We start from the raw sequence: 25,799 nt of genomic DNA, 5'->3' as shown, positions 1-25,799 counted from the left end.
GGAACACTCGAGGGGTGCATCTCCTCGCGGTCCTCAGCATGAAGAACCGGGCCTCATCGCCCTCGTCACCGTCGTCGTCGCCGTGTTCGAGGCGTCGCGCTCACCGGCTTGAAGCAGGAGCTGGCGCCCTCGATCTCGTTCCCGCAGCTCGCGGTCGTGTCCAGCTACCCGGGCGCCGCGCCGGAGGTGGTCAACGACGACGTCTCGACGCCGATCGAGACGGCGATCCAGGGAGTGCCGGGCCTGGAGACCACCAGCGCGACCTCCTCGACGAACTCGTCGCTCATCTCGGCCTCCTTCACCTACGGCACCGACCTGGCGACCGCCGAGCAGAAGATCCTGCAGGCGATCAACCGCATCAGGAGCACCCTGCCCGAGGGCGTGGACCCGCAGGTCGTCACGGGGTCGTTCGACGATCTGCCGGTGCTGCAGCTCGCCGTCTCGAGCGACGGCGATGCGAAGGCGCTCGCGAGCCGCCTGCGCGAGAGCGTGATCCCCGACCTCGAGAAGGTCGACGGGGTCCGCGAGGTCGCGCTGGTCGGCGAGAGCGCCCAGCGCGTGACGATCACCCCCGACGACGCGCAGCTCGCCGCCACCGGAGCGACCGCGAACGACATCCGCACGGCCCTGCAGCAGAACGGCGTGCTCGTGGCGGGCGGCGAGATCACCCAGGACGGATCGACGTTCTCGGTGCAGTCCGGTCATGAAGCTCGGCTCGACCGACGACATCGCGTCGCTGCCGCTGCTGCCGTCGTCGACGGCCTCCGCCGGAGCCGCACCGGGAGCTGCCGCTCCGGGAGCAGGAGTCGCCCCCGGAGCCGTGCCCGCCGTCCCCGCCGCCCTCCCGACCATCGGCTCCGTCGCCTCGGTCGCGGTGACGGACGCCCCCATCACCTCGATCTCGCGGGTCAACGGCCAGCCCGCGCTCACCCTCTCGATCACGAAGCTGCCGGCCGCCAACACGGTCGACGTCTCGACCGGCGTCACCGCGCTCCTGCCGGATCTCGAGGCGTCGCTCGGCGACGGGGTGACCTTCACCTCGGTCTTCGACCAGGCCCCCTACATCCAGGAGTCGATCGCGGCGCTCGCCCAGGAGGGCGCCCTGGGCCTCGTCTTCGCCGTGCTCGTGATCCTCGTGTTCCTGCTGTCGGTCCGCTCGACGCTCGTCACCGCGATCTCGATCCCGACCTCGGTCCTGATCACCTTCATCGGCCTGCAGACCGCCGGCTACACCCTGAACATCCTCACCCTCGGCGCGCTGACCATCGCGATCGGCCGCGTCGTGGACGACTCCATCGTCGTGATCGAGAACATCAAGCGGCACCTCGACGCGGGGAGGAGCGGGCGGGCACCATCGTCCGCGCCGTCCGCGAGGTCTCCGGAGCGATCACCGCCTCGACCATCACGACCGTCGCGGTGTTCCTGCCGATCTCGTTCGTCGGCGGCACCACCGGCGAGCTGTTCCGCCCGTTCGCGCTGACCGTGACGATCGCGTTGCTCGCGTCGCTGCTCGTGGCGCTCACGATCGTGCCGGTGCTCGCGTACTGGTTCCTCCGACCCTCGAAGCGGCCGGGCGTCCGCGAGGCCGCGCGGGCCGCACTCGACGAGGAGCGGACGGCCTCGGGTAGACCGCGGTCGCGCCCATCGTGCAGCGGGCGGCGCAGCAGGAGGGGCAGCAGGAGGGGCAGCAGGAGGGGCAGCAGGAGGGGCAGCAGGAGGGGCAGCCCCACGGCCACCACGCCGCCCACGCGGCGCCGCGCAAGGCCTCCGCGCTGCAGCGCGTCTACGGCCCGATCATCGCCTGGACGCTCAAGCACTCCGTCGTCACGGTCCTGCTCTCCCTGCTCGTGCTGGTCGGCACCGGAGCGCTCTACCCGCTGATGAAGACCAACTTCCTCGGCGCCAGCGGTCAGGACACCTTCACGGTGACCCAGACGGTGCCGGTGGGCCAGAGCCTCGACGCGCAGGACGTCACCGCCCAGGCCTCGAGCACCGCGATCCTCGACGTCGAGGGCGTCGAGACCGTGCAGCTCGCGATCGGGTCCTCGGGCGGCGGCCTGCAGAGCGCGTTCGGCGGCGGGGGCGGCGACTCCATCAGCTACTCCGTCACCACCGACGACTCCGCCGACCAGGAGGTCGTGCAGTCCGAGGTCCGCGACGCGCTGGGCGCGATCGCCGACCCCGAGGACATCAGCGTCTCGGCCTCCTCCGGCTTCGGCGCCTCCTCGGACATCGAGGTCGACCTGACGACCGCGTCGCAGTCCGACCTGCAGAGCGCGAACGACGCGCTGCTCGAGGCGCTGCGCGGAGCCGACGGCATCAGCCAGGCCGAGTCGAACCTGTCCTCCTCCCTGCCGTACGTCGCGGTGCGCGTCGACCGCGCCGCCGCGGCGCAGGCGGGGCTCAGCGAGGTCGCGATCGGCACCCTCGTCAGCCAGGCGCTGCAGCCTTCGCAGGCGGGCTCGGTCGTCATCGAGGACCGCACGCTCTCGATCTACCTCGCCGACGCGCAGCCGCCGGCGACGATCGACGAGCTCGCGGCGCTCGAGATCCCCACGCTCGCCGGGCCGGTCGCCCTCTCGACCCTGGCGACCGTCGAGCAGACGAACGGACCGGCGAGCATCACCACCGAGCGCGGTCAGCGCACGGCCACGATCACCGTGACCCCCCAGGGCGACGACCTGGCCTCGGCCAACGTCGCGGTGCAGAGCGCGATCGACGGCACCGACCTGCCCGCCGGGGTCTCGGCCGAGCTGGGCGGAGTCACCGCCGACCAGACCGAGGCCTTCTCGCAGCTGGGCATCGCGCTCCTGGTCGCGATCCTGATCGTCTACGTGGTGATGGTGGCGACGTTCCGATCGCTGCTCCAGCCGCTGCTCCTGCTCGTGTCGGTGCCGTTCGCGGCGACCGGAGCGATCCTGCTCCAGGTGATCACGGGCGTCCCGCTGGGCGTCCCCTCGCTCATCGGCGTGCTGATGCTGATCGGCATCGTGGTGACGAACGCGATCGTGCTCGTCGACCTCGTGAACCAGTACCGCGAGCGGGGGATGCCGGTGCGCGAGGCGCTGCTGCACGGCACCGAGCGGCGACTGCGCCCGATCCTGATGACCGCGCTCGCGACGATCTTCGCGCTGCTCCCGATGGCCCTCGGCATCACCGGGCACGGCGGCTTCATCTCGCAGCCGCTCGCGATCGTGGTGATCGGCGGACTCGTCTCGTCCACGGTGCTGACCCTGGTCGTCCTGCCCGTCATCTACAACCTGGTCGAGGGGTATCGTGAGCGGCGGCGTGCCGCTCGCGCCGGGAAGGCGTCGGCATGACGATCGATCAGGACACCACTCCTCCCGACGAGGCTCTGACCATCGGCTCGCGCTGGCGCAGCGGTCCCGAGCGGGCCGAGGCGGCGCTCGCCGAGGTGGGGGCCGAGGCCTTCGTCTCGCGCGGCTACCGGCCGGGGACGATCCGTCACATCGTGCTCTTCCGCTTCCGCCCCACCGCGCTCGTCTCGGAGGTGGACGCCGTCACCGCGCGCTTCCTCTCGCTCGCCGACGAGTGCGTGCGCGACGGGGAGCCGTACATCGTCTCGATCGAGACCGGACCGCAGCTCAGCACGGAGGGCGCGGGCGAGGGCTTCGACCGCGCGTTCCTGCTGACCTTCGCGTCGGAGGGCGACCTGAACTACTACGTCGGCCGCCCGGCGGTCGACGGCGACGGGATGTTCGACCCGGCGCACGACGCCTTCAAGGGCTTCGTCGGACCGGTGCTCGACACGGCCGGCGTCGTGGCCTTCGACTTCCGACCCGAGCCGTTCGACGCCGGGGCGCTCGCGGGCTGACGGCGACTCCGGAGTTCATCCTGCGGCTGCGCGAGCACGTCGGCACGGAGCCGCTCTGGCTCACCGGCGTCACCGCGGTGATCCTCCGCGGCGGTCTCGACGCGCGGGAGCCGGTGCGGCGGGTGCTGCTCGTGCGCCGCTCCGACACCGGGGCGTGGACCGCGGTGACCGGCGTCATCGACCCGGGCGAGACGGTCGCCGGCACGGCCCGGCGCGAGGCGCTGGAGGAGGCGGGCGTCGAGATCGAGGTCGAGCGCCTCGTACAGGTGCGCACCCTCCCGCCGATGACGTATCCGAACGGCGACCGCGCGCAAGTACCTCGACCACGTGGTGCGGGCGCGCTGGGTGTCGGGCGAGGCGCGCGTGGCCGACGAGGAGTCGAGCGAGGTCGGCTGGTTCGCGCTCGACGCGCTGCCGCCGATGTCCGACGAGCACCGCGGGCGCATCGAGCGGGCGCTGTCGGACGACCCGGCCTGCTCGTTCGACTGAGCGGTCCGCTCGCCGCGATCCGCTCGCCGCGCTCCGCCGGAGCCCTCAGACGTGCCCGAGACGAGCACGGCCGTAGTCCCCGCCTCGAGCGCGTCGAACACGTGCGGCTCGTCGCCGGGATAGGCGAGGTAGTCGCCCACGTTCAGCTCCACCGGTGCGTCCGACGGGCCCGCGAGTGCGCGGCCGGCGGTGATCACGAGGTGCTCGAGAGTGCCGCGCGCGTGCGGAGCGGAGGTCGCGCGCGGCGCCGGGCTCGGCTGCGAGGACGTAGAGGTCGCGGCGCGCCCCGGGCGGGCAGGCGCTCAGGAGGGTCGCCGCGTAGTCCGCGGTGGCGGACGCGACCCGGGGTCCGTCGCCCGCGCGGATCAGCTGCACAGTGCGCCGCGGCGGCTCGACGAGGTGCGAGAAGGGCACGCCCAGCGCACCGCCGAGCGCCCACAGCGTCCGAGGTTCGGGTTCCCTCGCCGGCCTCGAGCTGCGAGAGGGTCGACTTCGCGATGCCGGCCCGGCGCGCGATCTCGAGATGCTCAGCCCGAGCCGCGCGCTCGCGCCGCAGGGAGGAGGCGACGAGGTCGCGAGGAGTGGGGCCGTCGGTCATGTTCGTCCTATCGCTCAGCCGTTCGACTTGACGAACGGAGGGAGGGCCGCCACACTGGCCCGCATGACCAGTATGCCGTCCCTTCGTTCGATGCTTCGAACGGTCGGAGTGGCGGACGCTCGCGCACTGGGGCTCGTCGGCGTCTCGGTCGCCGTCATCGGAGTGTCGTACGGCCTGGGCGCGACCGGGGCTGGATTCCCGCTCTGGCAGATCCTGCTGCTCGCGGTCGCGGTCTTCGGGGCCTCGGCCGAGATCCTGTTCGTCGGCGTCGTCGCCGCGGGAGGCGCCCCCTGGCCGCCGCTCTCGCCGCCCTCCTCGTGAACGCCCGAGCGCTGCCCCTACGGGATGGCGGCCGGCGGGATCGTCCGCCGCGGCGGGCGCAGGCTCCTCGCCGCGCACCTCGCGAACGACGAGACGATCGCCTTCGCGCTCTCGGGCCGCACTCCCGAGCGCCGCCGCGTGCTGTTCTGGGCCGCCGGCGCGGTGGTGCTGGCCGCTCGGCCGCTGGGAGCGCTCGTCGGGGCGCTCCTGGGCGGCGTGGTCACGGATCCCTCCGTCCTCGGTCTCGACGCGGTGTTCCCCGCGGTGCTGCTGGCGCTCGCGCTGCCGGGGCTGCGGGGTGCGCCGACGCTCGCCGCAGCGCTGCTCGGGGAGCGGTGGCGCTCGCGGCGGTGCCGGTGGTGCCGCTCGGGCTGGCTCCGGTGCTCGCCCTGGCCGCCGTCGCGGCGACGGCGCGACGGGGACGCTCGTGAGCATCGCGGCCGTCACGGTGGGCATCGTCGGCTCGCGGTCGGCAGCTTCGCACTGCGGGCGGGCGGCGCGCTGCTGCGCGACCGGATGCCCTGGGTGACGAGGCGGAGCGGCTCGTCGAGCGCGGCACGGTCGTCCTGCTGGTGGCGGTCGCCCTGGTGCTCGGCGACCGACGGCGCCGGGGCGGCGCCCGTCTCACGGGTGGCGGGGGTCGCGGTCGGTGCGGCGGCGGCGCTCCTGAAGGCTCCGCTGGTCGTCGTGGTGATCGCGGCGGCAGGAGCGGCGGCCGGGCTGCGGGCGCTCGGGCCCGGACGCGAGCGGTGCGACGCCGTCGGAGCGGCCAGTCCGTCGGAGCAGCCAGTCGGTCAGAGCCCTCGCGAAGCACGCGGCGGAGTCGTCGCCGACGTCCGCGCCGAAGCCGTCGACCTCGATGTACCCGAGCGCTCGGCGGCGGACCGCACCGCGTCGTCGGCCGCGTCGACCCGGAACCGCAGGGTGCGGATCCGCTGGACCCTCGCCCACGACTCGGCGGCGGCGACCAGGCGGCGGGCGACGCCCCGACGGCGCGCCTCGGGCAGCACGACGAGGCGCACGAGCTCGGCGAAGTCGTCGGGCCCCGGAGCGAGGGCGACGAGGCCGAGCGGGCGGTCGTCGAGGGCGCCCTCGGCTCGGGCGACGAAGAGCCGCGCGTGCCGCGGTCGAGCGACGTCCCGCGATCGGTGAGGGCGAGCAGCGCGGCGGCACCGGGGGAGTCGGAGTGCTCGAGCCGCACGGCGACCGCCCCGGTCACGAGGTCGGCTCCGCCGCTCCCGCCGGCTCGAGGGAGAGGTTCTGCACGACGGGAGCGTCGAGGTGCGCGCAGGAACTCGACGACCGACGTGCGCAGGCTCTCGTCGAGCATGGCGATCGAGTGCTGAGTGCCCGGCAGCACGAGGAGCTCGACCGTGCGCCGGCGGTCTCGAGTGCGTCCGCGAAGGCGGTCGACTGCGACCGGGCGACCCGAGCCTCGCCGGAGTGGGCGATCAGGAACGCGGGCTCGCTGCCGTCGACGTGCGATCGGCGACGCCTCCGCGGCGGCACTGCAGGCGGCGAGATCGGGGCAGCCGAGGTAGGTCCGCACGGCCGGCGCGACTCCGACGGCCGGGTCGTCGTCGGCCATGCCCGCGGCGGTCAGGTCGGAGGGGCCGCTGAGGTCGACGACCGCGTTCAGCTGCGAGGAGGTGCCGTCACGCGTGCCGAGGAGCGAGACTGAGCTGCCGCCGGCCGACCCGCCGAACGCGGCGACGCGATCCGGGTCGATGCCGAACCGCTCCGTCTGCTCGGGGGCGAGGAGCCAGTCGAGCGCCGCCGAGACGTCGTCGATCTGGGCGGGGAAGACCGCGGCGGGAGCGAGGCGGTAGTTCACCGAGACGGCGACGAAGCCCTCGGACGCCAGCCACTGGCAGAGCGGCCGCCAGTTCGCGTCGGCCTTGTCGCCCCGGGCCCAGCTGCCGCCGTGCACGACGAGGACGGCCGGGAGAGCGCCGGTGAGGAGCGCGTCGGTCGGCGAGCAGACGTCGACGGCCTGACCCGTCTCCTCGTCGTAGACGACGTCGGCGGTGACGGGGATGTCGGCGTAGGCGGGGACCGCTGCCGCGCCCGCCGCCTGGGCGATCGGCTCCGAGACGGGAGTCGTGCTCGCGCACCCCGTGAGGGCCGCGGCGACGAGCCCGAGGGTCGCCGCACACAGGGCGATCAGTCGCGTGGGTCGGGTGGGCTCGCGCATGGGTGAGACGAGCGTGGGGTGCACGCCGCTGGACCTACAGGTCCCCCGCGATCAGGGGGTGGAGGCGGGGGTCACCGGAGGGTGGGCGGCGACGGCCGGCTCGGGCAGGGGAGCTGCGGGCGTCGGCTCCTCCGCCTGCAGCCGCACGAGCACCACGCCGGTCAGGATCAGCGCGCCGCCCGCGAACTGGATCGGCGCGGGCAGCTCGCCCAGCAGCGCCCACGCCGCGAGGATCGAGAAGAGCACCTCGGTGAGGCCGACGAACGAGGCGATGCGCGTGCCCAGCCGCGAGCCGCCCTGGATGCCGAGGAGGTAGGCGAGCACCGTCGACATGCCCAGGATCACGGCGGCCGGGACCGCCCAGGCGATCTCGTTCCCGAGGAACACGACGTCGCCGAAGGCCGCCCGCAGCGGGGCGACGCCGGTGAGCCCGAGGATCAGCAGGATCCCCGCGCCGCACCGTCATCGCCCTCGGCGGTGAGCGCGATCGGCGGCAGCTCCGGGTCGACCCGTCCCGCGATGACGTAGTACACGCAGAGGCCGAGGGAGGTGCGGTGAGCGCCCAGGCGATGCCGATCAGTTCTTCGAGAGCGGGACTCGCCCGACAGGTCCAGGACCACCACGAGTCCCGCGAGGGCGACGGCCGAGCCGGCGAGGGTGAAGCGGCCGGGGTGCCGGCCGGATGCGCGCCCACGCGAAGAGGACGAGGAAGACGGGGGCCAGGCCTACGGCGATCAGCAGGGCGATGCCGACCGATCGATGCGCTCGATCGCGGCCGTAGCAGCAGAGCTAGCGCGGCGACGACGGCGAAGACGCCGTAGAGGCCGGTCGTGCCGAGGTTGCGCCGCAGGACGTGCCACTTGCCGCGGAGGGAGAGGGCGGCGGGGGTCGCGAGGACGAGCGCCGCGCCTCCGGCCCGCCACAGGACCGCGGCGGAGGGGGTCCATCCCGCTTCGAGGAGGGGCTTCACGAACGCGGACCGCCGAGGCCGAAGGCCGCCGCGGCGGCGAGGGCCAGCGCGAGGCCGGAGCCCAGTCGGCGCGGGGGTGTGCTGGCGGTCATGCGCGCATCCTTCGAGACGAGGGGAGTGATGAGTAGTCAGGAGTCACACTGGCTATGCTCGTGACAGCCACCCGTCATCCAGACGGTAGCGGCTCGCCCTGTCAGGAGTCAACATGGTTTTCGCTCACGATCGCCCAAGCGCCGCCGACCTCGACCGCCTCCCCTCGCCGACACGCTGCCCGAGCTCTCGCACTCGGGGAGGACGAGCTCGCGACGCTTCTATGGAGCAGCTCGACGAGTTCGTGCGCGTCAACCGCTACACCGGCAGCCGCGAGCACTCGACGGCCGAGCTCGAGGCGATCCGGTCGGTCCGCTCCTCCCTCCGCTCGCTCTGGCTGACCAGCGCCGAGGAGGACCTTCGTCGCCCTCGTCACCGCCATGCTCGAGGACGGACGCGCCCTGCCGCAGCTCGTGCGCCACGGCCTCTGGGGTGGCACTCCGCACGCGACGCGGACGAGAGCCCGCTCGCGACGCGCATCGCCTGTGGAGGCGGCGATGGCGTTCGTCGACGTCGTGCGCGGCGACGAGCGCGACCGCATCCGGATTCTGCGCGGCCGAGGACTGCGAGGCGGTGCTCGTCGACTTCTCGCGCAACCGCTCGAAGCGTCTACTGCGACACCGGCAACTGCGGCAAACCGGGCGAACGTCGCGGCGTACCGGGCGCGGCGCGCGACGTCGGAGGGGTGAGAGCGGCCGGGCATCCTAGCCTGGAGGAGCACCCCGCCCTAGCCAGGGCGCGCGCGGCGCGTGTAGACTCCTTCGGTCGGCTCTTGACACCGTGCGTTCAGCGCGCGGATGGGTTTGTTAGTCAAGCGGGCCGGATCCCCGGACAGTCGTCGTGAGAGACATCAAGCATGGGGGAATCGGCCCCGGTCAAAGACTCGCCCGGGTTCCAGCAGGCGGCGTTCGGATCGCGTGCCCCACGAGGGCGCTCGGCGGGCGCCTGCCCGCGCAGAAACCGAACCCAGGAAGACAGCCATGCCCAAGAACAAGAAAGCCCGCCGGCGGACGCCCCGCCAAGAACTTCGAGCCCAACCGCTTCGGCGCGTCTCAGCGGCAAGTCGCAGCTCGGAGGCCGGGCTCGCGCTTCCCCGCGGCCAAGCCCGGCGCGCGCAGCGAGGGCCACCGCGGCTACCGCCCCGTCGACGAGAACGCGCCCAAGAAGGCGCGCTGGAACGCCGGACGGAGCGCGCCGCCCGCGCCGACGAGCGCACCGAGCGTCCGGCGCGGTCCTACGACCGCGACGACCGTCCCGCGCGCGCTCGCGGCCGACCGCAGCGAGCGCCCGGCGCGCTCTGTTCGACCGCGACGACCGTCCGGCCCGTTCGGCGGACCGCGGTGAAGCGTCCCGTCCGCTCCTGGCGACCGCAAGGCGACGCGCCTGGGCGCGCTGTTCGATCCGCGACGACCGTCCGGTCTCGTTCGGCGGACCGCGGCGAGCGTCCCATCCGCTCCTACGACCGCAGCGCGCGCCGCGCTGCTGTTCGATCGCACGGACCGCCTCGGCGCGCTCGTTCGACCGCGACGACCGTCCCGCGCGCTCGGCGGACCGGGGCGGCGAGCGTCCTGCCCGCTCCTACGACCGCAGCGAGCGTCCCGCCTCGTTCGACCGACCGCACCGAGCGCCCCACCCGCTCTCTACGACCGCACCGAGAGCGCAGTGACCGTCCTGCGCGTTCGTTCGACCGCAGCGACCGTCCGGCCCGCTCCTTCGACCGCAGCGACCGTCCGGCCCGCCCTTCGACCGCACCGACCGTCCGGCCCGCTCGACCGCACCGGCCGTCCGGCCCCGTTCGACCGCGACGAGCGCCCCGCCCGCACCGAGCGCCCCGCCCGCACCGAGCGCCCCTGCCCGCACCGAGCGCCCCGCCCGCACGTCGTACGACCGCAATGACCGGAGCGACCGCGGCCCCCGCCGCGACTCCTCGGACTTCTACCCCTCGCGCGACACCCGCGGCTCGCACCAGGTCGACGACGTCGTCCTCGAGCGCCTCGAGGCGACCGCGACCCTGGCCGTCGACGTCGAGGGCGTGTCGTTCGGCGACCTCGGCCTCGGCGCCAACATCGTCCGTCAGCTGACCTCGATGGGAGCGGCCGCGCCGTTCCCGATCCAGGCCGCCACGATCCCCGAGGTGCTCCGCGGCAAGGACGTCCTCGGCCGCGGCAAGACCGGCTCCGGCAAGACCATCGCGTTCGGCGCGCCGGTCGTCGAGCGCCTGATGGAGAACAACGGGGGCAAGGACCAGCAGGGCCGCGCCCCCCGCGCCCTCATCCTCGCCCCCACCCGCGAGCTCGCGATGCAGATCGACCGCACGGTTCAGCCCATCGCGCGCTCCGTCGGCCTCTTCACCACGACGATCTTCGGCGGCGTGCCCCAGTACAAGCAGGTCGGCGCCCTCCAGCGCGGAGTCGACATCGTCATCGCGACGCCGGGCCGTCTCGAGGACCTCGTCGAGCAGGGCCGCCTCGACTCGAAGGTGACCATCACGGTCCTCGACGAGGCCGACCACATGTGCGACCTCGGCTTCCCCGAGCCGGTGCAGCGGATCCTCCGCCGCACCGCGACCGGCGGACAGCGCCTGCTCTTCTCGGCCACCCTCGACAAGGGCGTCGCGACGCTCGTCGACGAGTTCCTCGTCGAGCCGAGCGTGCACGAGGTCGCCGGCGAGGACCAGGCGCCCGACCATCGACCACCGCGTCCTGGTGATCGAGCACCGCGACAAGGGCGCGATCATCGAGCAGCTTCGCCGCGCGCGAGGGCAAGACGCTGATCTTCGCCCCGCACCCGCGCGTTCGCCGAGCAGCTCGCGGAGCAGTTGGAGCACGCGGACATCCCCGCGACGAGCCTGCACGGCGACCTCAACCAGTCGCGCCGCACGCGCAACCTGGCGATGCTCACCAGCGGACGCGTCGCCGACGTGCTCGTCGCCACCGATGTCGCCGCCCGCGGCATCCACGTCGACGACATCGACCTGGTGATCCAGGCCGACGCGCCGGACGAGTACAAGACGTACCTGCAACTGCCCGGGCCGCACCGGCCGCGCAGGCAAGAAGGGCACCGTCGTGACCCTGATCACGCGCAACCGCCGCCACCGCATGGAGGAGCTGCTCGAGCGCGCCGAGATCGAGGCGGACATGGAGCAGGCCTTCCCCGGTGACCTGCGTGCTCGCCGAGATCAGCGCCGCCGCCGAGTAGGGCGCCGCACGACGAAGAGGGCGCGGACTCCCCACGGGGTCCGCGCCTCTTCTGGTCGGTGCGGCACCGGTGCGCTCCGCGTCGCGCAGCAACGCCGAAGGGCGACACCCGCGGTGCCCGCCCTTCGGCGTTCTCAGCAGTCGGAGACTGCGACTGCTTACGCAGCCGGCATCAGGACCGTGTCGATGGCGTACACGGTCGCGTTGGCGGTCTGCACGCCACCGCAGATGACCGACGCGTCGTTCACCTTGATGTCGTCGCCGGAGCCGGTGACGGTGAGGTCGGTCCCCTGGACGGTGGTCTGGGTGCCCTCGATGTCATCGGGGGTGATCTGGCCGGGGACGACGTGGTAGGTCAGGACCGACGAGAGCGTCTCGGCGCCCTCGGGGGTCGCCAGCAGTTCGAGGGTCGCGGCGTCGAGCTTCGCGAAGGCGTCGTCGACGGGGGCGAAGACGGTGAACTCGCTGCTGTTCAGCGTGTCGACGAGGTTCACGTCGGGGTTGAGCTGGCCCGAGACCGCGGCGGTCAGGGTCTTGAGGAGCGGGTTGTTCGACGCGGCGGTCGCGACCGGGTCGAGGGCCATGCCGGCGACCGAGCCGGCGCCGTCGGGGACGGTCTCGGCGTAGGTGGTCGCAGCCGGGGCCGACGAGGTTCGCGGCCGGGTCCATGGTCTCCATGGGCGTCGAGGACTCCATCGGCGGGAGGACGACATCGACTCCTCGGTGGACTCGGTGGTCGACGCCGCTGCCGCTGGAGCAGGCGGTGAGGCCGAGGGTCGCGATGCTGATGAGGGCGAATGCGGCGAAAGTGGTGCGCTTGGTGGTTCGCATGATGCTTCCTCGTGAGACGGTCCTGGTGACGGGTTCCGTTGTCCTGGTCGTGCCAAGGGGTTGTTGCTGTGCGGACCGTTTCGCGGCCGTTGACATGTCTCGAGCTCTGCCCAGGGGGTTTGGAACGGATCGGAGAAGTTCGGTAACGGCTTCGTAACGGCGCCGCCGAGCATCCTCGACCGCCCGGAACCTCGTCTCGGCGTGCAGGCGCGTCGATTACCCTGGAAGCCGCTCGCCCTCGCGGGCGCTGGCGCGCGGTCACCATCAGGGGCCGCCCGGACGAGGAACGGGGCCGCAGGTGCACACCAGGTGGGCGAGTCGCGCGGGGCCTCGCCGCCGCCGTCGCTGCGACTGTCACCGCCGCCGCCTCGCACACCCTCGCGGGAGCCCACGCGCCATCGCCGGCGATCCTCGCGCTGACCTCCGCGTTCGCCGCGGTCGTCTGCGTGCTCCTCGCGGGACGCACCCTCTCGCTCCTGCGGCTGTCCGTCTCCGTCCTGCTCAGCCAGCTCGCCTTCCACGGGCTCTTCCTCACGGGCGGCGGCGAGGTGAGCGTCGTCGGCACCACCGCATCGGGAGCGCACTTCCACGACGGATCGACGCTCGAGCTCGTCGCGGCCGGGAGCGGTCATGCCGCCCACTCCGTCCCGATGACCCTCGCGCACCTCGTCGCGGCCGTCCTCACCATCGCCGCCGTGCGTCGCGGCGAGGCCTCTCTTCTTCTCGGCGAGCGGCTGGTGCGCATCGTCGTGCGCGCCCTGGCCCGCGCCTGCGGCGGTCCTGCTCGACCTCGTCGGCCCCTCGGTCGCCGTGACGGGCGCCCCGGAGCCGCGGTCCCCGCGTCCACTCGACGCGGTGCTGGACGCACCTGCGGCACCGCGGTCCGCCGCGGCGCGTCCTGCACGCCGTCTGACACCGCTCCGTCTCCGGGCGCGTGCTCGGCCGGCGTCCACCCGCGCGCACCGCATCCCCGCGTCGCGCATCCGACGCCTTCGGCGATCGCCGGCACCCTCAAGGACCCGAGATCATGAACTCCTCCACCCGCACTCCTCGACCCGCACCTCTTCCACCCGCACCTCGGCCGCGCGCCCCTCCTCCGTCTCCGCCTCGTCGGCAGCGGCGCGCTGGTGGCCGCCGGTTCCGTCGCACTGGCACTCGCCGCACCGACCGCCGCCAGCGCCCAGCGAGCGCCACGGCGAGCACCACGGCCGCCGGCGCGTACACCGTCGTCACGTTCTCCCTCGCGCACGGCTGCAGGATGCCGACGACCGGTCCTCACCATCACGATCCCGGACGGGATCAACTCGGTCAGCCTGACCGTGAACCCCAACTGGGACGTCGCGAAGAACGAGGTTCAGCTCGCCGAGCCGATCACCGACTCGCACGGCGCCTCCGTCACCGAGCGCGTCTCGGACGTCGTCTACACCGCGAGGACCCTGCCGCGGACGGCCGCACACCGTCTCGCTGCAGCTGCAGCTCCTGGAGGACGCGGCCGGTGACGCCCTCGCGTTCCCGGTCCTGCAGACCTGCGAGACCGGCTCGACCGCGTGGACCAGCCGACCGTCGAGGGTGAGGACGAGCCCGAGCTGCCCGCTCCCGTCGTCGCGGTGACCGCGGCGGAGGACGGTGCAGGCCACCACGGCAGCGGCTCCGACCTCGCACCGAGGACGAGGAGACCGCCGAGGCCACGACCGCGTCCTCGACCAGCGCAGCGGGCGGGGCCGACGCCGTCGCCCGCGTCCTCGGAGTCGGCGGTCTCGTCGTCGGCGCGGTCGGAGTCGCCGTCGCGCTCGCGTCGCGTCGTCGCGGCCCGAAGGCGTCCGCGTGATCCTGCGCCGCACCTCCTAGCGCCGCCGCCGCGATCGCACTCGGCCCCGCCGGTGCGGTCGCGGTGGCGGCGCCCGCCAGCGCCCACAACTACCTCGTCCTCGAGCTCGCCCGCGGCGGACGCCGTCGACGGAGCAGCCCGGGACGCTGAGCGTCACCACCAACGACGACCTGCTCGTCCTCGAGGACGACGGACGCGCGCAGGCCGCGTGCGTCATCGGTCCTGACGCGGGCTGTACTACGGCGATGGCTGCGTCACGGTCCTCGACCCGAGGCCTCCATGCCGCTCGAGCTCGGCGCCGCGGGCACCTACGACGCGACCCGGCATCGTCGACCGACGGCCATCCGGTGTCGGGCGAGTACTCGTTCGACTGGCAGCCGGCGGACAGGAGTGGCCGCCGCCGACGGCTCCGAGACGGTGCCGACTGCAACGGCACCGTCGACGTCTCGTGGGCGCCGCCGCTCCTGCCGAGTGACGGTCCGACGCGGCGGCGCCTCCGGAGCCGATGCGGTGCCGATCGGCGACGTGCCCTGGATCGGCGGTGCGCCGTCGCGGGGTCGTCGCCGCCGTCGGAGTGACACTGCCGGTGCTGCGCCGCCGCCCGCAGGCGTAGGGGGCGTCCCGCGCCGACCGGGTCGCTCATCCGGAGGCACCGAGCCCTCCGGACGCCGGCCGGCGCGGGTACTCAGCGCGGCGCCGCGCTCAGCGCAGCAGAGCCGCCAGCGGCCCCCGTCGAGGCCGGCCAGGACCGCCGCGGTGTCTTCGTAGACCGCGACGGCGCCCGCCTCGCGGAGCTCGCTGCTCGCCCGTTCCGCCCGACAGCACGGCGACCGTCGCGAGGCCCGCCTGCTCGGCCGACAGCACGTCCCAGGAGGCGTCGCCCACCATGATCGCGTCGTCCGGGCCGGCGGCCCGCTCCAGGGCGATCGCGATGATGCCCGGGTCGGGCTTCGCCGTGTCGACGTCCTCCTCGCTCGTCACCGCGCACGGCGTCGCCGAGGTCGAGGACCTTGAGCAGCAGGTCGAGCTCCTGCCGGGGAGCGGAGGTCACGAGGACCACGCACGCCGCGTCCCGCGATCTCCCGGATCAGCTCCCGCGCCTCCGGGAGGAGGGTCAAGCGTGCGCCGAGCTCGGCGTAGTTCTTCGCGCGCAGGGTCTTCAGCTGCGAGCGGGTGGCGTCGTCGACGTCGTCCTCGGTGAGCATGCCGATCAGCTCCGAGGAGTCGGCGCCGATCGCGCGCTGGATGCGCCAAGCCGGCACCTCGAGATCGCACTGCCAGAACGCTCGCGCCCACGCCTCGATGCGCAGGAAGTTGGAGTCGACGAGCGTGCCGTCGATGTCGAAGAGGACCGCGGCGGCGCGCGGGTGCCGGTGCTCGTGCCTGTGCTCGTGCCTGTGCTCGTGCCTGTGCTCGTGCCGGAGCCGGTGCCGGTGCCGGTGCTCGTGCTGTTCTCGCTCATGCTCGTGTCGTCCTCCCGAGTCGTCGGACCTCGGCGTCGTCACCAGGCTGGAGATCGGCCACGCTACTCCCCGACGAGGGTCGGGCAGGACCCTCGCCCCAGACCTGTTCCCACAGACCTCTTCCCACAGACGCAATGTCACGGCCGCGCTGCCGCGGACAGCCTGCCGCGGACCGCTCCGCATCGGTTCTGCTCCGCACCGCTCGGCTCCGCACCGCTCTGCACCGCCTCGGCTCCGCACCGCTCCGCACCGCACCGCACCGCACCGCACCGCTCCGCGTCGGTCGCCTCGCACACCGCGCTGCGGTCACCGCGATCGTCATCCTCCGTCGCGCGCCGACTAGAACGGTGGGGACCCTCCACAGCAGTGCTGACCTGTTCGCGCCAGAGGTCGGCCGGCGGCTCCGGTTCCTCCGGTCGGGTGAGGTACCGCCGTCCCGTCGGGCTCGTCCACCGAGGATGCCGCCCGGACCGTGGCGTACCGACCATCTGCTCGTGTGCCGGAGACGGTGGTGGTGCCGGCAGAGGTGGGCGAGGTTGTCGGCGTCGGTGCTCCACCGTGCTGCCACTCGACGCCGTGGTCGACGTCGCTGTCCGAGGCCGAGCGTGTGCAGCCGTAGCGGCAGGTCCGGATCCGCAGCGAGCGCCCGGCGGAGGTCGGCGGGGGCCGGTAGGAGGTGCGCCCGACCGAGAGGACCGCTCCGCTCGGGGGTGGGTGAGGATCCGTGGCGGAGGGAGCCTGTGCAGCGAGGCGTCTCGCGGTCCGGGCACGACGGGTCCGTACCCTCGAGCACGCCGGGTTCCTCCGAGCGGCCGAGCAGGGTCAGGACGGGGACCGTCACCGCGACGCGGGGACGGATGCCGCGCGGAACGGCGGCCGCCGGTCGCGAGCCGTCGGGACGCTCGCCGATCTCGCCGTCGAGCAGGAGCGCCGTGCCGACGTCGGCGCGCAGCTGCGGGAGGAGCGCGACCTCGTCCGGCGCCTCCTCCAGTGCGCGGGCAGCGGCGATCGATGCGGTCGAAGGCGCCGTGCGCTTCGGGTGCCGCAGGTAGGCAGCGTCGCCATGCCGTCGAGCCTCGTCGAGCCAGACCCGGCGCCGGGCGGCACCGCTGGTGCCGTGCGCCGTCAGCGATTCCGGATGCAGCCGCTCGCGACGAGGCGCAGGCGGGCGTCGCAGCTGGTGGCGGAGGCACTCGGCGGCGATCCGCGCCGCTCCTCGTCGAAGCGCCCGCGCACCTCGACAGGCAGATCCAGCGCCGCCCGCACGACGACGCGGGCGTGCTCGGGAGCGATGACCGCCTCCCGCAGCGCCGTCAGCGTCTGCGGGAGCCCGTTCCACGATGATCCGGCTCTCCTCGACGAGTGCCGAGGCGAGCGACTCCGCGACCCGCATCCCGGCGCTCGCGAGCCCGCCACCAGGGCCTGCATCGCCGCCTCCTCGCGCTCGACGTGCGCCTGCACGTGCGGGTCGACGAGCGCTTCCGGCAACGCCATCGCCGTGCGCCGCGCGAGTTCGACCAGCTGTGCGCTGCGCCTCGGCCCGCGCGCGGAACGCATCGACCGCGCACGCCGCCCCGACGCGCGGCGACGAGGGCGTCGTCGAAGCACTCGCGCACGCTCGCGCCGCCGCCCGCGGGCCTCGCCTCGACATCCAGAAGAACCATACGAGGATGAGACCACGGACCACCGACACGGGCCGGACGATCACGCCACCGCGGAGTCGCTTCGCGCCACGACCTGCTCGCGGTGGCCCGACAGCGCGTGCGAGCCCTACCGCACCCGCCTCGGCACCGTGAACACCGTCTCGACCCCGCGGCGAGTACAGCACCGAGTCCGGCGCCCTTCCGCCGATCCCCGGGAACCCGGCCGCCGCCAGCAGCCCGTCGTCCAGCGACAGCAGCTCGGCCTCGCTGCAGCGGCCACGGCCGGTGCAGATTGCGTCCGTACCACGTCGATCCCAGGTGGGTCTCGTAGTATGCCCAGCGAGAGTCAGGAACGAGGCGAGCGGATCCTCCGCCGCCGATCCCGGGACGGGGCGCACCGCGATGCGCGAGCGCGCGGCCGGCTCTCCGATCCGCGAGGTCTCGTAGATCACGGCGCCGTGGCGGTGCTCGATGCTCATCCGCGCCCACTGGTAGGGCAGCCCGAACACGGCCTGCGCGGTGAGCACGGGCAGCAGGTGCGACGCCTCGAGCGAGACGAAGACGACTCCGCGGCGTCCCTGCGCGTCGACGGAGTAGAGGCGCACGTTGACCTCGGGGAAGGTGCCCAACCACGGCACGCGCGGACCACCCAGGAACGCGGTGCGCGAGAGGCGGAACGGGATCAGCCCGACCCAGGAGGAGCCGTCGTGCCGTCCGACGGACGCCGCGGGGCAGGTGCGGCGCCACGAGCGACGGATCCACCCGCCAGTGCAGGAAGGCGGGCCTCGGTCCAGCGCTGGCGGAGGATCCGCGGCTCCGCCGAGCGGGGGAGCGGAGCGGGTCACGGCGTCCGAGGGCAGGCACCCGCCCATGGCGGACCCGCGCGCCGCGAACCGGCCGCACCGCGCCACCGCGCGCGGCGTCCGACGGGCACGGCTCCGACGCGCGGCTCCGCCCGGGCACCGCGGGGCCCGACGCACCCGGCACGCCCAGGCGGGCCCCAGCCCGTCCCCGCCCCGCGCGCGACAGCCTCCCTCCTGACACCCCGGGATACACTTGCCGGACGTTCATCCAGAGTCGGCGCCGCGCGCCAGGAACGGTGAGGAACCCTGATGACCGAGGCCCTGCAGCCGCCCGTCCAGAAACGCTCGTCGCTCACCCCGCCGGAGCCCGTGGCCGCCGTGCCCACCACCCGGCGCCCTCGATCGCGCCGAAGGTCCCGGAGCAGGCGCTGCCCGGCCCGAGGCGAAGGTCGACGGCTACCTCGCGTCGCTCCTGCAGTCCGAGGGCGCGGCCCCGAGTTCGCGCGCGAAGGCCAACGACATCCGCACGATGGGCGACGCCGACATCCGCTCGGCGGCCGACTCCTCCAACCGGCTGCTGAAGGCGCCCGTGCGCGCGCTGCAGGAGGGCGGTCTGAGCGAGGGCTCGACCATCGGCCGGACGCTGCTGGAGCTGCGCCGCACGGTCGAGGACCTCGACCCGTCCGAGGACAACGTGCAGAAGAAGATCCTCGGCTTCATCCCCTTCGGCAACAAGATCACCGACTACTTCCGCCGCTACGAGAGCGCGCAGACCCACCTCAACGCCATCATCCAGGCGCTCTACGACGGGCAGGACGAGCCCGCAAGGACAACGCCGCGCTCAACCTCGAGAAGCAGCACCTGTGGGAGACGATGACGCGTCTCAACGAGTACATCTACGTCGCCGAGCGGCTCGACGTGAAGCTGTCGGCGAAGATCGCCGAGCTCGACGCGACCGACCCGGACCGCGCCCGGGCGCTGCGCGAGGACGTACTCTTCGCCGCGCGGCAGAAGCACCAGGACCTCCTGACCCAGCTGGCCGTGCCGATCCAGGGCCACCTGGCGATCGACGTGGTGATCAAGAACAACGTCGAGCTGATCAAGGGCGTCGACCGCGCCACGACCACGACCGTCTCGGCGCTGCGCACCGCGGTCATCGTCGCGCAGGCGCTGGCGAACCAGCGCCTGCGTGCTCGACCAGATCACGGCGCTCAACACGACCACCTCGAACATGATCGAGGCGACGCGGATGCTCGCCGAGCAGTCGGCGAACATCCAGTCGCAGGCCGCCTCGGCCACGGTCGGGCTCCCGCAGCCGCAGGCCGCGTTCGCGAACATCTACCAGACGATGGACTCGATCTCGGACTTCAAGATCAAGGCGCTCGACAGCATGGCGCAGACGGTCGGCGTGCTGCAGACCGAGACGGCCAAGGCCGGCGAGTACGTCGAGCGCGCGCCCGCAGCAACTCCGACATCGACGCGGCCTCCTCGCTCGATCTCGGCCGCTAGAGTCGGGATGGGCTGGCTGTCGCGCCTGTTCGGCGGCTCCGATCCCGCGCCGGTGGAGGCGCCGGTCGTCCTCCCTCGGCTCCCACGAGCGACGACATCCTGGCGTCGCTCGACCGTGAGGGCCGAGACGGAGGGGCGGGTCGCGCCGTCGGTCGCCGCGCGCATCCGCCGCATCGACGAGACCGTGCGCGAGATGGTGCCGCGGCTGGACCGCCTCGGCGGCATGAGCCAGCAGGGTCACACGGTCGTCGCGACCGCCACCAGCTACCCTGCCCGAGGCGGTGGAGGGCTACCTCCGACTGCCGCGCGATTTCGCCGACCGCCGCGCCGTTCACAAGGGGAAGACCTCGCTGATGATCCTGACCGACCAGCTCGACATCCTCGGGGGCACCTCGACCGCATCTCGGACGCCGCCTCGCGCCAGGACGCGTCGGCGCTCATCGCGCACGGGCAGTTCCTGGCGGAGAAGTTCTCGGAGTCGTCGCTCAGCAGCGCGCACTGGACTCGGGTACCGCCGCCCCCGCTCAGCCCTCGCAGCAGTCCGGCCCGCTGACCCCGCCGAGCGCCTCGTGACCGCGCTCGCCTCGGCGCTCGACGCGCTCGTGCTCACCGGATCCGCCGCCGGACTCGACGCCGGCGCCGTCCGCGACGAGGGCGCCCGGCTCGCGGCCGCCGTCGCCGAGTCGATCACCGGAGCCGGCCACGACTGGCTCTCGGCCACCGGCACGTCCGGCGGACCTCGAGGCCTTCTTCACCGCCGCCCGAGCGCCCGGCGCTGGCGGAGCGGCCCGACCGACCACCTCGCGGCCCTCGTCCGCGCAGGATCCGAGCGCGCGTCCGCCTACGCCCGCGCGCTGACCGAGGTCGTCTCGGCCGCGAGCGCACTGGGCGAACCGGGCATCGGAGGACGTCGCCGCGTCCGCGACCGCCGCGGCCCAGCTCGGCGCGATCCCCCGGCAGCAGGAGGAGCCGCGCCCGCCGGCTCCCGCTCCGACCGCGTCCGGCTTCCCGGCGCCCTCCCTCCTTCCCCAGGGTGCGCCCGGATCGACGAGATCCTCGCGCGCCTGCGCCGCACCGAGCACGACGGCCCGCAGGACGAGCCGGGCGGCCCCGTCGCCGCCGCACCCTCCGCCGCGCCAGTCGAGGAGCCCGAGCCCGAGGAGCTCGAGCCGCCCGAGTCGATCGAGGACCTGATGGCCGAGCTCGACGCCCTGATCGGCCTGGACCGGGTGAAGAGCGAGATCAAGCGGCAGACGCAGCTGCTCCGGATCGACACCCTGCGCCAGGCCGCGGGACTCACCACTCCGACGCTGACCCGCCACCTTCGTCTTCACCGGCAACCCCGGCACAGGCAAGACCACGGTCGCCCGGCTTCGCTCGCGCATCTACCGCTCGCTCGGCATCCTCTCGAAGGGCGTGCTCGTCGAGGTCGACCGCGCCGGAGCTGGTCGCCGGCTACCTGGGGCAGACCGCGACGAAGACCGCCGAGGTCATCGCGTCGGCCCGCGGCGGCGTGCTGTTCATCGACGAGGCCTACGCGCTCGCACTCGACCAGTACGGCGCCGAGGCGGTCACGACCTGGTGAAGGACATGGAGGACCACCGCGGCGACCTCGTCGTGATCGTGCGCTACTCCGGACCCATGCAGGGCTTCCTCGACACGAACCCCGGTCTGGCGAGTCGCTGACCACGATCGACTTCGCCGATTACACCGACGACGAGCTGTCGGCGATCTTCGCGCGGCTCGCGGCCTCGGCCGACTTCGAGCCGACCCGGGAGGCGGTCGCGGCCTTCGCCGAGCTCGCCGCGGCTCAGCAGCGGACGGAGGCGTTCGGCAACGGCCGCTGGGTGCGCAACGTGCTCGACGCGGCGATCGCCGGGCACGCGTGGCGACTGCGCGACGTCGAGGAGCCGACGCCCGACGACCTCCGGATCCTGGAGCCCGAGGACATCACCGAGAGCGCCGAGGCGGCGGACCCTGTGCCCGACCCCGATCCGGACCCCCGATCCGGAACTCGCGCCCGACGCCCCGCGACGGAGGAGACCGCATGAGCACCGCCCTGCGCGTCGCGTCCCGCCGCACCGCCCGTGCAGTGGGCCCTCGGCGCCGCCCTCGCGCAGGTCGCGAACCTCCCCGCCCTGGAAGCGGCCGTCGCCGCTCGCCCGCGCGACGTCGACCACCCGCGCCTCTTCCGCACCTCCTGGTCCTCACCGCGCTCGCCGCGGTGCTGTTCGGACTCTTCGCCCAGCAGACCTGAGCGCTGCAGGCGCGCCGCGCCGAGGCGCGGGCGCAGCCGGCGCAGCTCGTCGGCGTGCAGCAGGTGCGCAACTCCTCGTCGACGCGAACGCGATCGCGGCGAACACGTTCCTCGTGGGCGGCCTGGAGCCGGCGGAGCAGCGGCAGCAGTACAGCGACAGCCTGCCGCAGCGACGTCGCGGCTGACCGAGCCTGCGGCGGCCGAGCCGGAGGACGCGGCGGTGCTCGCGGCGATCGCCACGAAGGTCGCGACCTACAGCGGTCTCGTCGAGCAGGCGCGCGCGAACAACCGTCAGGGCTTCCCCGTCGGATCGGCCTACCTCGATCAGGCGTCGTCCGTGCTGACGGACACCGGGGACGGGGTCCTCGAGGACCTCAACGGCCTCGTCACCACCGGCGCCGACCTGGGTCGCGAGCGCCTACGACACCGTGCGCTTCAGCGTCCTGCTGATGATCGGCTCCTCCTGATGCTGCTCGTGCTCGTGGCGGCGCAGATCGCGCTCGCCCGGCGCACGCACCGCTACCTGAACCGGCCGCTGGCGACCGCCACCGCACTGCTGGTGATCCTGGGCATCGCGGGCACCGCGGTCTACGGAGTCGCCGCCTCGAACGCGGCGACGGTGCGCGCCGAGAGCTACCGCGCCACCCTCGCCGTCTCGGCAAGCGCTGACCGCGGCGACCGACGCGAAGTCGTCTCGAGAGCTTCACCCTCATCAAGCGCGGCTCCGGAGCGGCGCTCGAGGCCGAGTTCCAGGCGGCGGCGGGGGAGGCCGAGCGCCAGCTGCAGGAGGGCATCGAGAGCGGCATCGTCGACGGAGCGCTGCTGACCGGGCTCCAGGACTGGCTCGCGCGGCACGACGAGATCCGCGCGGCCGACGAGGACGGACGCTGGGACCGACGCCGTCCGGCTGCGGTCTCGACCGAGCCCGGCTCGGCCAACACCGCCTTCAGGACGTTCCAGGTCGACGCGCGAGGCGGTCCGCACCGACGCCGCGACGGCCTCCTCGACGCTGGGCGACTGGGGCGGCATCTCGTCGCTCACCTCCTGGGTCCCGCTGGCCGCCGGGCTGGTGGGGGCGGTCCTCGCCTGGCGGGGCGCCTCGCAGCGACTGGAGGAGTACCGGATGAACCGGATCCGCACCGCGGCCTTCGCGCTGCTCACCGCGGCGGTCCTCGCCGTCTCAGGCCGCACCGCGGGGCCGACGACCTCGGCACGCTGGTGTCGGACCAGGCCGCGACCGCGACCCCCGCTCCGACCACGACCGCCGCGCCGCCGACCACGGACTGCACGCCGTCGGCCACCACCTCCTACGCCCCGACGGGCGTCACCGACAGTGCGACCCTGACCGAGATCCGCGACCGCGGCTCGCTCCGCGTCGGCGTCTCGGCCGACACCCTCCTGATGAGCGCCCGCAATCCGCTCACGGGCACGATCGAGGGCTTCGACATCGACATCGCCCGGGAGATCGCGCGGGCGATCCTCGGGAACCCCGATGATCACGTTCGTGGTCATCACCTCGGCCCAGCGCCGCCGGCGCTCACGGGCGGCGAGGGCGCTCCCAGGTCGACATGGTCGCCCGCACGCTCACGATGACCTGCGACCGCTGGAGCACGATCGCGTTCTCCTCCGAGTACTGCGGGTGGGTCTGAAGCTGCTCGTCTCCGAGAGCAGCGACGCGGCGGGCATCCAGGATCTCGAGGCCGCCGGGGACCAGCAGGTCTGCGTCCCGCGCGCGACCACGACGCTCAGCCGCCCGAGAACGAGTACCCGGGAGTCGAGGCCGTGGCCGCCGACACGCACACGCAGTGCCTGGCGCTCTTCCAGGAGGGGTCCGTCGACGCGATCGCCGGCGACGACACGATCCTCGCGGGATTCGTCGCCCAGGACCCGTACGCGAAGGTCATCGGCGATCCGCTGAGCCCGAGCCCTACGGACTCGGCATGCCCGCCGACGACCCGGACTTCGTGCGCTTCGTGAACGGAGCGCTCGAGAGCATCCGCGCCGACGGCCGCTGGCAGAGCATCTACGACCGCTGGCTGGGCGAGCTCGGCGAGGCCGCGCCGCCCGCGCCGGTCTACGGACGATGACGCAGTCCGCCGGCGTCGCGGAGGGCACCCCGGTCGCCCCGGGGCGCCTGGGGGAGGCGATCCCGCAGCGCGAGCTGTTCGAGTACCTGGCGGCGCTGACCCGATGGCTCGACCGCACCACGCGCGAGCTTCCGAGACTCGACGCGGCGGCGCTCGCGTCCCCCCAGGCCGACAGCTACACGTCCGACATCGTGCTGGCCCAGGCCGCTGCGCGAGTCCGTCACCCGCAGGCTCGCCGAGCTCGAGACCGTCTGGGACTCGGGCCGGGTCGACACGGTCGCCCGGGAGCGGATGTCGCAGCTGATCTGGGGCAGGCTCGACGCGTCGAGCGGGCGCAGCGGCAGCGCGGCGGTCTCGCTCGTCGAGGCGGTGCGCCTCTGCGACGCCGTCGTGGCGCAGCTGAAGTCCCGGCTGGAGTTCGATCCGAGCGGCACCGATGTCGCGGGCCGGATCGTCGGGGTCCGCGCCGAGATCGAGCGCTGCCGGGATCCGGACCCGGGACGCCCGCGGAGTCGTCGACCGGCCCGCCGCCGAGCGCGTCGCCGTGCTGCGCTCCCGCTTGGACGCCCTCGCCGAGAAGGCGGGCCGCGGCGCGGACGTGTCCGGTCCGCTCGGGCAGCTCGAGAACGACTCCGCCCGGCTCGAGCGCGACCTGATCATCGCGGCCTCGCAGCGCCGAGGACTTCGAGCGCGACCGCCTGCGCGCGCAGGAGCTGCCGCCGAGGCGGCGGAGCGCCGCGAGGCCCTGCCCGGGAGCTGGTGGCGCGCTGCCGGCGCGAGATCGCGGATCCGCCCCGCCTCGCCGTGCCCGACGTCTCGCGCCTGGGGGAGCCGCCCGCTGACCGCGAGGGCCTGGATCAATACCTCGCCCGTCTGACCGCCGTCGGCCGGGCGTTCGACGCCGTCGAGGCCGCGTACACCTCGCCGCTGCGCGAGCGGGCGGCGCTCGGCTTCCGCCTCCGCGCCCTCCGCGAGCGCGCCGACGGCAACGGACGCGCCTCGACCGCGACCGGCCGGGCCGCCGAGGAGGAGGTCCGCGCCGCGCTGGAGGCCGTGCCCTGCTCCGCGCCGCTCGCGCGCCACTTCGTCGAGCAGTACGACGTCGTCACCCGAGATCTGCCGCACCACCGGAAGGCCACCCCATGAACGGCGAACCCTGCACCGCGACTCCGGGCTGCACCCGGGACGATCGAGGACGGCTACTGCAACGTCTGCGGGTCGCCGCCCGCGAGCGGCGCCGCGGCTCCCGCAGGTCCGGCGGCGTCCACCCCGACCGCGCGCCGCCCCGCTCCCGCCGCTCCGGCCACCGCGTCCGCCGCGCTTCGGCACCGGCTTCGTCGAGGGCAGCCCGAACACGTCCGCGCCCGTCGGCTCGAGCACCGAGGAGGCGGCGACCGCGCGCAGCGGCCGCACCTCCTCCGCCCGCCTCGCCACCGCCGCTCTCGGCTCCGCACGCACCGCGCAGACCGGCCTCGAAGGTCACCCGCCGCGTCGGCACCACCTCGACCCGCCTGCGGGGGCCGCGCTTGGGCGCCGGGCTGACGTCCGTGCCCTCCCGCCCCGCCGCCGACCCGATGGCCGCGCCCGCGACGGAGGCGGTCCTCCCCGAGCGCAAGCGCTTCTGCTCGAACTGCGGCACCGCCGTGGGCCGCGGCCGCGACGGCAAGCCGGGCCGCACCGAAGG

The 25,799-nt window shown here is 73.8% G+C and carries 26 protein-coding genes and 8 pseudogenes; 24 read left to right on the top strand and 10 right to left on the bottom strand.

The window, feature by feature from the left end; genetic code table 11:
* Window positions 1-14 precede the first annotated feature (14 nt).
* The 4 genes and pseudogenes from AC0CII_RS10225 (at window position 15) to AC0CII_RS10210 (ending at window position 4,324) form a co-directional block, all read left to right on the top strand.
* A pseudogene (locus AC0CII_RS10225) lies at window positions 15-3,320 on the top strand (efflux RND transporter permease subunit).
* Complete coding sequence (locus AC0CII_RS10220; RefSeq protein ID WP_465227797.1) at window positions 3,317-3,835, top strand: Dabb family protein; 519 nt, start codon at window positions 3,317-3,319, stop codon at window positions 3,833-3,835. Before AC0CII_RS10225 ends, AC0CII_RS10220 begins: the two are co-directional and overlap by 4 nt.
* 77 nt (window positions 3,836-3,912) lie before the next feature.
* Window positions 3,913-4,047: pseudogene (locus tag AC0CII_RS10215) on the top strand (NUDIX domain-containing protein); the annotation flags it as partial.
* A 115-nt stretch (window positions 4,048-4,162) separates the two neighbouring features.
* Window positions 4,163-4,324 (top strand): hypothetical protein, encoded by a 162-nt coding sequence (locus AC0CII_RS10210; protein ID WP_465231089.1) that lies wholly within the window; start codon window positions 4,163-4,165, stop codon window positions 4,322-4,324.
* 45 nt (window positions 4,325-4,369) lie between these two features.
* Here AC0CII_RS10210 and AC0CII_RS10205 read toward each other — a convergent pair whose 3' ends face one another.
* Entirely contained in the window at window positions 4,370-4,738 is a 369-nt protein-coding gene (locus AC0CII_RS10205; protein ID WP_465231088.1) for a hypothetical protein, read from the bottom strand.
* Window positions 4,739-5,030: 292 nt separating this feature from the next.
* Here AC0CII_RS10205 and AC0CII_RS10200 point away from each other — a divergent pair, with 292 nt between their 5' ends.
* Complete coding sequence (locus AC0CII_RS10200; RefSeq protein ID WP_465229357.1) at window positions 5,031-5,243, top strand: AzlC family ABC transporter permease; 213 nt, start codon at window positions 5,031-5,033, stop codon at window positions 5,241-5,243.
* 17 nt (window positions 5,244-5,260) lie between these two features.
* Here AC0CII_RS10200 and AC0CII_RS10195 read toward each other — a convergent pair whose 3' ends face one another.
* From AC0CII_RS10195 to AC0CII_RS10175, 5 genes and pseudogenes are all read right to left on the bottom strand, one after another.
* Window positions 5,261-5,467 (bottom strand): hypothetical protein, encoded by a 207-nt coding sequence (locus tag AC0CII_RS10195; protein WP_465229356.1) that lies wholly within the window; start codon window positions 5,465-5,467, stop codon window positions 5,261-5,263.
* Between the two features lie 570 nt (window positions 5,468-6,037).
* Window positions 6,038-6,328, bottom strand: a pseudogene (locus AC0CII_RS10190) (GNAT family N-acetyltransferase); the annotation flags it as partial.
* A 410-nt stretch (window positions 6,329-6,738) separates the two neighbouring features.
* Window positions 6,739-7,437 (bottom strand): annotated as a pseudogene (locus tag AC0CII_RS10185) (alpha/beta hydrolase); the annotation flags it as partial.
* Between the two features lie 51 nt (window positions 7,438-7,488).
* Window positions 7,489-7,824 carry an EamA family transporter gene (locus AC0CII_RS10180; RefSeq protein ID WP_465229355.1) on the bottom strand — a complete coding sequence of 112 codons (336 nt, stop codon included), beginning with the start codon at window positions 7,822-7,824 and terminating at the stop codon, window positions 7,489-7,491.
* A 50-nt stretch (window positions 7,825-7,874) separates the two neighbouring features.
* Window positions 7,875-8,060 (bottom strand): hypothetical protein, encoded by a 186-nt coding sequence (locus AC0CII_RS10175; protein WP_465229354.1) that lies wholly within the window; start codon window positions 8,058-8,060, stop codon window positions 7,875-7,877.
* Between the two features lie 817 nt (window positions 8,061-8,877).
* On the opposite strand from AC0CII_RS10175, the gene AC0CII_RS10170 reads away from it, so the two are divergent.
* From AC0CII_RS10170 to AC0CII_RS10155, 4 genes are all read left to right on the top strand, one after another.
* Window positions 8,878-9,186, top strand: a complete 309-nt coding sequence (locus AC0CII_RS10170) for a hypothetical protein (protein WP_465229353.1) — start codon at window positions 8,878-8,880, stop codon at window positions 9,184-9,186.
* Between the two features lie 151 nt (window positions 9,187-9,337).
* A complete protein-coding gene (locus AC0CII_RS10165; protein ID WP_465229352.1) occupies window positions 9,338-9,841 on the top strand; it encodes a hypothetical protein in 504 nt (167 codons plus the stop codon).
* A gap of 688 nt (window positions 9,842-10,529) precedes the next feature.
* Window positions 10,530-11,270 (top strand): DEAD/DEAH box helicase, encoded by a 741-nt coding sequence (locus tag AC0CII_RS10160; protein WP_465229351.1) that lies wholly within the window; start codon window positions 10,530-10,532, stop codon window positions 11,268-11,270.
* A 45-nt stretch (window positions 11,271-11,315) separates the two neighbouring features.
* The gene (locus tag AC0CII_RS10155) at window positions 11,316-11,657 is read left to right on the top strand and encodes a helicase-related protein (protein ID WP_465229350.1); all 342 of its coding nucleotides are present in this window, start codon (window positions 11,316-11,318) and stop codon (window positions 11,655-11,657) included.
* Between the two features lie 195 nt (window positions 11,658-11,852).
* Here AC0CII_RS10155 and AC0CII_RS10150 read toward each other — a convergent pair.
* Window positions 11,853-12,525 (bottom strand): annotated as a pseudogene (locus AC0CII_RS10150) (fasciclin domain-containing protein).
* Between the two features lie 446 nt (window positions 12,526-12,971).
* On the opposite strand from AC0CII_RS10150, the gene AC0CII_RS10145 reads away from it, so the two are divergent.
* From AC0CII_RS10145 to AC0CII_RS10130, 4 genes are all read left to right on the top strand, one after another.
* Window positions 12,972-13,556 (top strand): hypothetical protein, encoded by a 585-nt coding sequence (locus AC0CII_RS10145; RefSeq protein WP_465229349.1) that lies wholly within the window; start codon window positions 12,972-12,974, stop codon window positions 13,554-13,556.
* 96 nt (window positions 13,557-13,652) lie between these two features.
* Complete coding sequence (locus tag AC0CII_RS10140; protein ID WP_465229348.1) at window positions 13,653-14,024, top strand: DUF1775 domain-containing protein; 372 nt, start codon at window positions 13,653-13,655, stop codon at window positions 14,022-14,024.
* A 48-nt stretch (window positions 14,025-14,072) separates the two neighbouring features.
* Window positions 14,073-14,579, top strand: a complete 507-nt coding sequence (locus AC0CII_RS10135) for a hypothetical protein (RefSeq protein WP_465229347.1) — start codon at window positions 14,073-14,075, stop codon at window positions 14,577-14,579.
* 19 nt (window positions 14,580-14,598) lie between these two features.
* Entirely contained in the window at window positions 14,599-14,931 is a 333-nt protein-coding gene (locus AC0CII_RS10130) for a hypothetical protein (protein WP_465229346.1), read from the top strand.
* A gap of 124 nt (window positions 14,932-15,055) precedes the next feature.
* Here AC0CII_RS10130 and AC0CII_RS10125 read toward each other — a convergent pair whose 3' ends face one another.
* Genes AC0CII_RS10125 through AC0CII_RS10115 form a run of 3 tightly spaced genes read right to left on the bottom strand, consistent with a single transcriptional unit; the run spans window position 15,056 to window position 18,304 of the window.
* Window positions 15,056-15,334 (bottom strand): HAD family hydrolase, encoded by a 279-nt coding sequence (locus AC0CII_RS10125; RefSeq protein WP_465229345.1) that lies wholly within the window; start codon window positions 15,332-15,334, stop codon window positions 15,056-15,058.
* Entirely contained in the window at window positions 15,331-15,858 is a 528-nt protein-coding gene (locus AC0CII_RS10120) for an HAD family hydrolase (protein ID WP_465229344.1), read from the bottom strand. The genes AC0CII_RS10125 and AC0CII_RS10120 overlap by 4 nt, the downstream gene beginning before the upstream one ends.
* Window positions 15,812-18,304 (bottom strand): DUF2071 domain-containing protein, encoded by a 2,493-nt coding sequence (locus AC0CII_RS10115; RefSeq protein WP_465229343.1) that lies wholly within the window; start codon window positions 18,302-18,304, stop codon window positions 15,812-15,814. Before AC0CII_RS10115 ends, AC0CII_RS10120 begins: the two co-directional genes overlap by 47 nt.
* 487 nt (window positions 18,305-18,791) lie before the next feature.
* Between AC0CII_RS10115 and AC0CII_RS10110 the strand changes: the two genes are divergently transcribed.
* From AC0CII_RS10110 to AC0CII_RS10060, 11 genes and pseudogenes are all read left to right on the top strand, one after another.
* The gene (locus AC0CII_RS10110; RefSeq protein ID WP_465229342.1) at window positions 18,792-19,139 is read left to right on the top strand and encodes a toxic anion resistance protein; all 348 of its coding nucleotides are present in this window, start codon (window positions 18,792-18,794) and stop codon (window positions 19,137-19,139) included.
* Window positions 19,136-19,396: pseudogene (locus tag AC0CII_RS10105) on the top strand (toxic anion resistance protein); the annotation flags it as partial. The gene AC0CII_RS10110 and the pseudogene AC0CII_RS10105, both read left to right, overlap by 4 nt.
* 97 nt (window positions 19,397-19,493) lie before the next feature.
* Window positions 19,494-19,652, top strand: a pseudogene (locus tag AC0CII_RS10100) (toxic anion resistance protein); the annotation flags it as partial.
* Window positions 19,653-20,324, top strand: coding sequence for a hypothetical protein (locus tag AC0CII_RS10095; protein WP_465231087.1), 672 nt, complete (start codon window positions 19,653-19,655; stop codon window positions 20,322-20,324).
* 16 nt (window positions 20,325-20,340) lie between these two features.
* The gene (locus AC0CII_RS10090; RefSeq protein WP_465229341.1) at window positions 20,341-21,822 is read left to right on the top strand and encodes a hypothetical protein; all 1,482 of its coding nucleotides are present in this window, start codon (window positions 20,341-20,343) and stop codon (window positions 21,820-21,822) included.
* Entirely contained in the window at window positions 21,819-22,028 is a 210-nt protein-coding gene (locus tag AC0CII_RS10085) for a hypothetical protein (RefSeq protein WP_465229340.1), read from the top strand. Before AC0CII_RS10090 ends, AC0CII_RS10085 begins: the two co-directional genes overlap by 4 nt.
* A gap of 220 nt (window positions 22,029-22,248) precedes the next feature.
* Window positions 22,249-22,854 carry a hypothetical protein gene (locus tag AC0CII_RS10080; RefSeq protein WP_465229339.1) on the top strand — a complete coding sequence of 202 codons (606 nt, stop codon included), beginning with the start codon at window positions 22,249-22,251 and terminating at the stop codon, window positions 22,852-22,854.
* Between the two features lie 392 nt (window positions 22,855-23,246).
* A complete protein-coding gene (locus AC0CII_RS10075) occupies window positions 23,247-23,621 on the top strand; it encodes a hypothetical protein (protein ID WP_465229338.1) in 375 nt (124 codons plus the stop codon).
* A gap of 98 nt (window positions 23,622-23,719) precedes the next feature.
* Window positions 23,720-24,115 (top strand): transporter substrate-binding domain-containing protein, encoded by a 396-nt coding sequence (locus tag AC0CII_RS10070; protein ID WP_465230864.1) that lies wholly within the window; start codon window positions 23,720-23,722, stop codon window positions 24,113-24,115.
* 291 nt (window positions 24,116-24,406) lie between these two features.
* Window positions 24,407-25,261 carry a hypothetical protein gene (locus AC0CII_RS10065; protein WP_465229337.1) on the top strand — a complete coding sequence of 285 codons (855 nt, stop codon included), beginning with the start codon at window positions 24,407-24,409 and terminating at the stop codon, window positions 25,259-25,261.
* Window positions 25,258-25,761: pseudogene (locus tag AC0CII_RS10060) on the top strand (serine/threonine protein kinase); the annotation flags it as partial. The gene AC0CII_RS10065 and the pseudogene AC0CII_RS10060, both read left to right, overlap by 4 nt.
* Window positions 25,762-25,799: the final 38 nt, after the last annotated feature.

The organism is Rathayibacter sp. AC182 (genome assembly GCF_979253875.1).
The sequence above is the reverse complement of the archived record's forward strand: the minus strand, read 5'-3'. Positions and strand labels throughout refer to the sequence as shown.

Excerpts from the sequence above, each read along its gene's own strand:
- AC0CII_RS10220 (WP_465227797.1), top strand. The coding sequence starts at position 3,317 with ATGACGATCGATCAGGACACCACTCCTCCCGACGAGGCTCTGACCATC.
- AC0CII_RS10170 (WP_465229353.1), top strand. The coding sequence starts at position 8,878 with ATGCTCGAGGACGGACGCGCCCTGCCGCAGCTCGTGCGCCACGGCCTC.
- AC0CII_RS10130 (WP_465229346.1), top strand. The coding sequence starts at position 14,599 with ATGGCTGCGTCACGGTCCTCGACCCGAGGCCTCCATGCCGCTCGAGCT.
- AC0CII_RS10110 (WP_465229342.1), top strand. The coding sequence starts at position 18,792 with ATGGGCGACGCCGACATCCGCTCGGCGGCCGACTCCTCCAACCGGCTG.
- AC0CII_RS10095 (WP_465231087.1), top strand. The coding sequence starts at position 19,653 with ATGGCGCAGACGGTCGGCGTGCTGCAGACCGAGACGGCCAAGGCCGGC.
- AC0CII_RS10085 (WP_465229340.1), top strand. The coding sequence starts at position 21,819 with ATGAGCACCGCCCTGCGCGTCGCGTCCCGCCGCACCGCCCGTGCAGTG.
- AC0CII_RS10065 (WP_465229337.1), top strand. The coding sequence starts at position 24,407 with ATGTCGCAGCTGATCTGGGGCAGGCTCGACGCGTCGAGCGGGCGCAGC.